This window comes from Clostridium sp. CAG:43, from assembly GCF_000434655.1.
GTDB classification, from domain to species: Bacteria; Bacillota; Clostridia; order Lachnospirales; family Lachnospiraceae; genus Otoolea; species Otoolea fessa.
In genome coordinates, this window is record NZ_FR895056.1 from 16,443 (window position 1) to 22,148 (window position 5,706).

Here is a 5,706-nt window from a genome sequence, read left to right on the forward strand (position 1 = left end):
CCAGACACTTGAACGCCTGTTTAATAATCTCCTCATTTGTCAAGCTCAAATATCCCACCGATACGTCCCGGCTCATCGGAATCAATCCTTTTTTCCGGAAGAAACTGCCATCCGGGGCGCGGCATGGAAGCCAGACGATGTAATTATTCCAAGACAGTCTGTTCTGTACCCTCTGTTCTGCCTGTGCTTCTGTTGTCTCTATTAGCGCTCCTGTCCCTTTTTTTCTGTTTGTTTCTATTGTTTCTTTTATCTCTGGGATTCCTTCTTCCACGCACAATTCCAACACCGTCCCCATCCGAAGCCGGTATGCACTGGTTCCCGGATAGACTGCACTTGCTTCCAGCCAGACCATATCCCCTGTCACTACTAACGGATGGATCGGAAATGCCGCCATCAGCCATTCCGCCCGGTTCCGACAGACTGCCACCGACTCTGACGATATCCAGCCCTCGCTGCATTCATTCCGGACATACAGATAACTCCCCTCCTGCACCGAACCCAAAATCAAAAGCGGTTCCCCGACCATACAGAGACAAAGTGCTGCCTCATCCCACTCCGGATCGGATGGATCCTCCTCATCGGCTAAAAAAGTCTCCATCGGAAACTGTTTGATCAACCCCTGTGAAGTCGCGATTCCATATTTGATATGAACATTTTTATCCACGGAATTTTGAGCATCACGCACAGTCCAATTTATCCCCTGTATCCCAAATGACAAGAAATTTCCACACCATTTATCATAAACAACTCTCTCTTCTTTGGCAAAGGCTTCATTTTTCAAATCATGCATTTCCGTTCCAGATGTCCGTAAAATTCGTGCATTCAAATTTTCAATTTCTTCCGGCGTCATTTTTACTGTTCCTGGCGCATTTCCTGTGTCAATCCAATGTTCTGCCTGGCATTGTTCCTTCGAAACATCTGGTGCGAATGATAAAAAAGACGATCTCATATGAACGGATCCAAAACAGCCTGCTTAATTTTCGTATCTTTTATATGATGCATCTTCCTTTTTTATACACAATAAGGAATCGGCAGCACCCTCAGCTGGCGTCTCGTCGTTTCCGAAATTTAGTAATTCTCCGCATGAACCTCGAAATAAGCCTGCGGATGCGCGCATACCGGACAAACTTCCGGTGCTTTCTCGCCTACTACGATATGACCGCAGTTGCGGCATTCCCATACCTTCACTTCGCTCTTCTTAAATACTTCCTGCGCTTCCACATTATGAAGCAGGGCACGGTAGCGCTCTTCATGATGTTTTTCGATCTCCGCTACCATACGGAATTTCACTGCCAGCTCCGGAAAGCCCTCTTCCTCAGCCGTCTTGGCAAATCCATCATACATATCTGTCCACTCATAGTTCTCACCGTCTGCAGCAGATGCCAGATTCTCTGCGGTATTTCCCAGACCGTCTAATTCCTTAAACCACATCTTTGCGTGTTCTTTCTCATTGTCTGCGGTCTTTAAAAAAAGGGCGGAAATCTGCTCAAATCCCTCTTTTTTTGCCTTGGATGCAAAATAGGTATATTTATTTCTCGCCTCTGATTCGCCGGAAAAAGCCTCCCTCAGGTTCTTTTCCGTCTGGGTTCCTGCATATTTGTTAGCCATTGCGTCGTCCTCCTTTTAATTGCATGAAAACAGATCATCTTTTCTTTTTATTATAGCACGATTGAATGTTTTTAATATGTTTTTCAAAAGCATTTTTTTCCAACATCCAGACAAAAACAGGGATATCAGACGTTCAAATCTGATATCCCCGTTCCTTTTCTAAATAGGAATCTACTACCTACCGCTTCCCCTACGCCTCATCAATCGCATGCCCGATATCATGGCGCATATATTTGTTAGCGAAATCGATCCACTCGGTCGCCTTGTATGCATTGGCGCGCGCCTCTTTCAGGTCTTTGCCCTTTGCAGTAACGCCCAGCACTCGACCGCCGTTTGTCACGATGTCGCCGTCCTCATCAAACTTCGTGCCCGCGTGGAATACATAGTATCCGTCTGCGTCCTTGAACTTCTCCAGGCCGTGAATCTTGAAGCCCTTTTCATATTTCACCGGGTAGCCGTCCGACGCCAGAACGACGCAGACTGCTGCATTATCCTCAAATTCAAGCTCAATCTGATTCAGGGTTCCGTCGATACATGCCTCAAAGACTTCCATGATATCATTCTTCATGCGCGGCAGGACAACCTGTGTCTCCGGATCGCCGAAACGAGCATTGTATTCCAGCACCTTCGGACCATCTGCGGTCAGCATCAGACCGAAGAAAATGATGCCCTTGAAGGTACGTCCTTCCTTCTTCATCGCATCAACCGACGGCTGATAGATGTACTTTTTACAGAATTCATCTACTTCTTTTGTGTAGAACGGGCTTGGTGAGAAGGTTCCCATACCGCCTGTATTTAAGCCCTGATCGCCGTCCAGCGCCCGCTTGTGGTCCTGGGAGGAGGTCATAATGCGGATCGTATCGCCATCGACGAAGGAAAGAACCGAAACCTCGCGTCCTGTCATGAACTCCTCGATGACCATCTGATTACCGGCAGAACCAAACTTCTTGTCCTCCATGATCTCCTTGACGCCTGCCTGTGCTTCTTCCAGCGTATTACAGATCAGAACACCTTTTCCAAGTGCCAGACCATCTGCTTTCAAAACGATCGGCATCTTAGCGGTCTGTAAGTATTCCAGCGCCTTGTGTGGATCGGTAAAAGTCTCATAGGCTGCGGTCGGAATGTTGTATTTCTTCATCAGATCCTTGGAAAATGCCTTCGATCCTTCCAGAATCGCCGCATTTTTTCTCGGTCCAAATACACGCAGTCCCTGTGCCTCGAACACATCCACGATACCGCCAACCAGCGGATCGTCCATGCCGATCACGGTCAGGTCAACCTCATGCTCTTTTGCAAATGCCGCCAGCTTATCAAATTCCATCGCACTGATCGGCACACACTCTGCATACTCTGCAATTCCCGCATTGCCCGGTGCACAATAAATTTTATCTACCTTCGGACTCTGAGCTACTTTCCATGCGATCGCATGCTCACGTCCGCCGCTGCCAACGATTAAAACTTTCATGTTCTTCTCCTTATATTCTTCCGTTTGCAATCGCATTGATCGCCTGCGGAAGCAGTACCCACTCTGCCTGTTCCATCACGCGCTGCTGCAGCGTCTTCGGCGTATCATCCGGCTGCACCTCTACGGCTTTCTGGAAGAGGATCGGACCGGTATCGGTTCCCTCATCCACATAGTGAACCGTCGCGCCCGTCACCTTGACGCCGCGCGCCAGCGCCGCCTCATGCACCTTCAGTCCGTAATAGCCGACGCCGCAGAATGACGGAATCAGGGACGGATGGATATTGATAATTTTATTTCTGTATGCCTCGATCATCGCCGCCGGAATCTTCACAAGGAATCCAGCCAGAACGATGAGATCCGGCTTACATGCCTTGATGGTCTCCAAAAGCGCCTCATTGAACGCATCGCGTGTTTCATACGCCTTCGGAGTCACAACAAATGCTGGGACACCGTGGTTTTTCGCGCGCTCAATCGCATAAGCGCCCTCATTGTTGCTGATAACCGCCACAACTTCTGCGTTCGTGATCTTGCCGTTATCAACCGCATCCAGGATTGCCTGCAGATTTGTACCGCCGCCAGACACCATTACAACGACTCTTAGCATAATGTTACTCCCTTTTCTCCTGCCTCAATGGAACCGATGATGTACGGTGTATCGCCAGCGGACTTCATTGCCTCCATCGCTCGCTCTGCATCAGCCGCATCGACTGCTACGACCATGCCAATACCCATATTGTAGGTATTGTACATCATGTGCTCCTCGATATCGCCTTTCTTCGCCAGCATACCGAAGATCGGCGGAATCTGATAGCTGTCTTTCTTGATGACTGCGCGGACGCCGTCTTTCAGCATACGCGGAACATTCTCATAGAAGCCGCCGCCTGTGATATGGCTGCACGCTTTCACAGTCACGCCCGCATTCTTCACTGCTTTCAGCGCCTTTACATAGATACGGGTCGGTGCCAGAAGTGCCTCGCCAAGCGTGGTTCCTAACTCCTCATAGTAGGTCTCCAGTCCCTCTTTGTTGAGTTCCTTCTCAAATACCTTGCGGACCAGGGAAAAACCATTGCTGTGAACGCCGGTGGATGCCATACCGATCAATACATCACCCGGTTTCAGGTTTTCGCCGGTAATCATGTCTTTTTTATCAACCACGCCGACAGCAAAACCAGCCAGATCATAATCTTCCTCCGGCATCAGCCCCGGATGCTCAGCTGTCTCGCCGCCGATCAGAGCTGCCTCCGACTGTAAGCAGCCTTCTGCAACGCCTTTTACGATATCCGCGATCTTTTCCGGATAGTTCTTGCCGCAGGCAATATAGTCCAGGAAAAACAGCGGCTCGCCGCCTGCACATGCAATGTCGTTGACACACATCGCAACCGCGTCGATACCGATCGTGTCATGCTTGTCCATGATGATCGCCAGTTTTACCTTGGTACCACAGCCGTCCGTACCAGATAAGAGAACCGGATCTTCCATCTCTTTAATCTTTGCCAGGGAGAATGCACCGGCAAAGCCGCCCAGACCTCCCAGCACTTCCTCACGCATCGTTTTCTTTACATGCTCTTTCATCAGTTCTACCGACTTATAACCAGCCTCAATATCTACTCCGGAATTCTTGTAATCCATGGTTTTCCTCCGTATGTCCTTGTTTATATTTTTAATATTTATTTCTGTGCCAGATACTCTTTATGTCCCAGTTTCTGTAATTTCTCATCCTTACCGACCACTTCGTTCTTCATCTCCTCAGAGTATGCTTTTAATTTTGCTAAAAGCTCCGGATCGGAAGTTGCCAGAATCTTAGCTGCCAGAATACCCGCATTCTTGCCGCCGTTGATCGCTACCGTCGCAACCGGAATACCGGACGGCATCTGTACGATCGAATACAGAGAATCAACTCCGCCTAAATCCGAGGTTTTCATCGGAATACCGATCACCGGCATCGGAAACAGTGCCGCGCACATACCCGGCAGATGCGCTGCCTTACCAGCACCTGCAATGATAACCTTAAAGCCTTTCTCCTCAGCGGATTTTGCATAGTTAAAAAAGATGTCTGGCTCACGGTGTGCAGAAATGATTGTCATTTCATAATCAATCCCCATCTTGTCCAGAAAATCTGCTGCCTGTGCCATGATCGGCATGTCCGAATCGCTTCCCATTACAATTCCTACTTTTGCCATCGTTCATTCTCCTTTTCTCTGCATTGTATTTATTAGTTCTACTTATAAGTAATTTGAATAAAAACAGCCTTACTTATTAGTAATGATACTAGGTTTTTGATCGCAAGTCAATAGGGTTTCGAGAATCCTTCAAAAAATACTATGAGATTGCAGCCTCCTTGCTTTTATGTTATCCTTATTGGCATCACAATGATTACAAAGAGGTTCCCTAAATGAAACGGACATTATCATACACTATTACGAATAAAAACAAAGCTGACACCATCGGCGCCTTCCTCCACGATGCCGGATATTCCCGCCGCATCCTCATCGAGCTCAAACAGAACCCTGAGCAGATCTGCCTGAACGGAACACCGTCCTGGCTGAACACACCGCTTCAGATCGGAGACACCCTGATGCTCTTTCTCCCGGACGAACCCGTTTCTTCAGATATTCTTCCGGTCAATCTTCCGA

6 protein-coding genes and 1 pseudogene are annotated in these 5,706 nt (G+C 48.4%); 1 reads left to right on the top strand and 6 read right to left on the bottom strand.

Annotated elements, in window-relative coordinates; translation table 11 throughout:
* The 6 genes from QVO97_RS04565 to purE form a co-directional block, all read right to left on the bottom strand.
* Positions 1–598, bottom strand: a 598-nt coding sequence (locus tag QVO97_RS04565; protein WP_288188933.1) for a hypothetical protein, incomplete at its 3' end; no start/stop codon positions are given.
* Between the two features lie 470 nt (positions 599–1,068).
* Positions 1,069–1,608, bottom strand: coding sequence for a rubrerythrin (gene rbr / locus QVO97_RS04570; RefSeq protein ID WP_022359207.1), 540 nt, complete (start codon positions 1,606–1,608; stop codon positions 1,069–1,071).
* Between the two features lie 190 nt (positions 1,609–1,798).
* Positions 1,799–3,073: a phosphoribosylamine--glycine ligase gene (gene purD / locus QVO97_RS04575; protein WP_022359208.1), complete on the bottom strand. Its 1,275-nt coding sequence runs from the start codon at positions 3,071–3,073 to the stop codon at positions 1,799–1,801.
* A 10-nt stretch (positions 3,074–3,083) separates the two neighbouring features.
* Positions 3,084–3,677, bottom strand: a complete 594-nt coding sequence (gene purN, locus QVO97_RS04580; RefSeq protein ID WP_022359209.1) for a phosphoribosylglycinamide formyltransferase — start codon at positions 3,675–3,677, stop codon at positions 3,084–3,086.
* Positions 3,671–4,702, bottom strand: coding sequence for a phosphoribosylformylglycinamidine cyclo-ligase (gene purM / locus QVO97_RS04585; protein ID WP_022359210.1), 1,032 nt, complete (start codon positions 4,700–4,702; stop codon positions 3,671–3,673). Before purM ends, purN begins: the two co-directional genes overlap by 7 nt.
* Positions 4,703–4,740: 38 nt before the next feature.
* On the bottom strand, positions 4,741–5,253 hold the full coding sequence (gene purE, locus QVO97_RS04590) for a 5-(carboxyamino)imidazole ribonucleotide mutase (protein ID WP_022359211.1): 513 nt from the start codon (positions 5,251–5,253) through the stop codon (positions 4,741–4,743).
* A 212-nt stretch (positions 5,254–5,465) separates the two neighbouring features.
* Between purE and QVO97_RS04595 the strand changes: the two are divergent.
* Positions 5,466–5,706: pseudogene (locus QVO97_RS04595) on the top strand (hypothetical protein); the annotation flags it as partial.

Coding starts and splice junctions, on each gene's coding strand:
- rbr (WP_022359207.1), bottom strand. CDS start 1,608: ATGGCTAACAAATATGCAGGAACCCAGACGGAAAAGAACCTGAGGGAG.
- purD (WP_022359208.1), bottom strand. CDS start 3,073: ATGAAAGTTTTAATCGTTGGCAGCGGCGGACGTGAGCATGCGATCGCA.
- purN (WP_022359209.1), bottom strand. CDS start 3,677: ATGCTAAGAGTCGTTGTAATGGTGTCTGGCGGCGGTACAAATCTGCAG.
- purM (WP_022359210.1), bottom strand. CDS start 4,702: ATGGATTACAAGAATTCCGGAGTAGATATTGAGGCTGGTTATAAGTCG.
- purE (WP_022359211.1), bottom strand. CDS start 5,253: ATGGCAAAAGTAGGAATTGTAATGGGAAGCGATTCGGACATGCCGATC.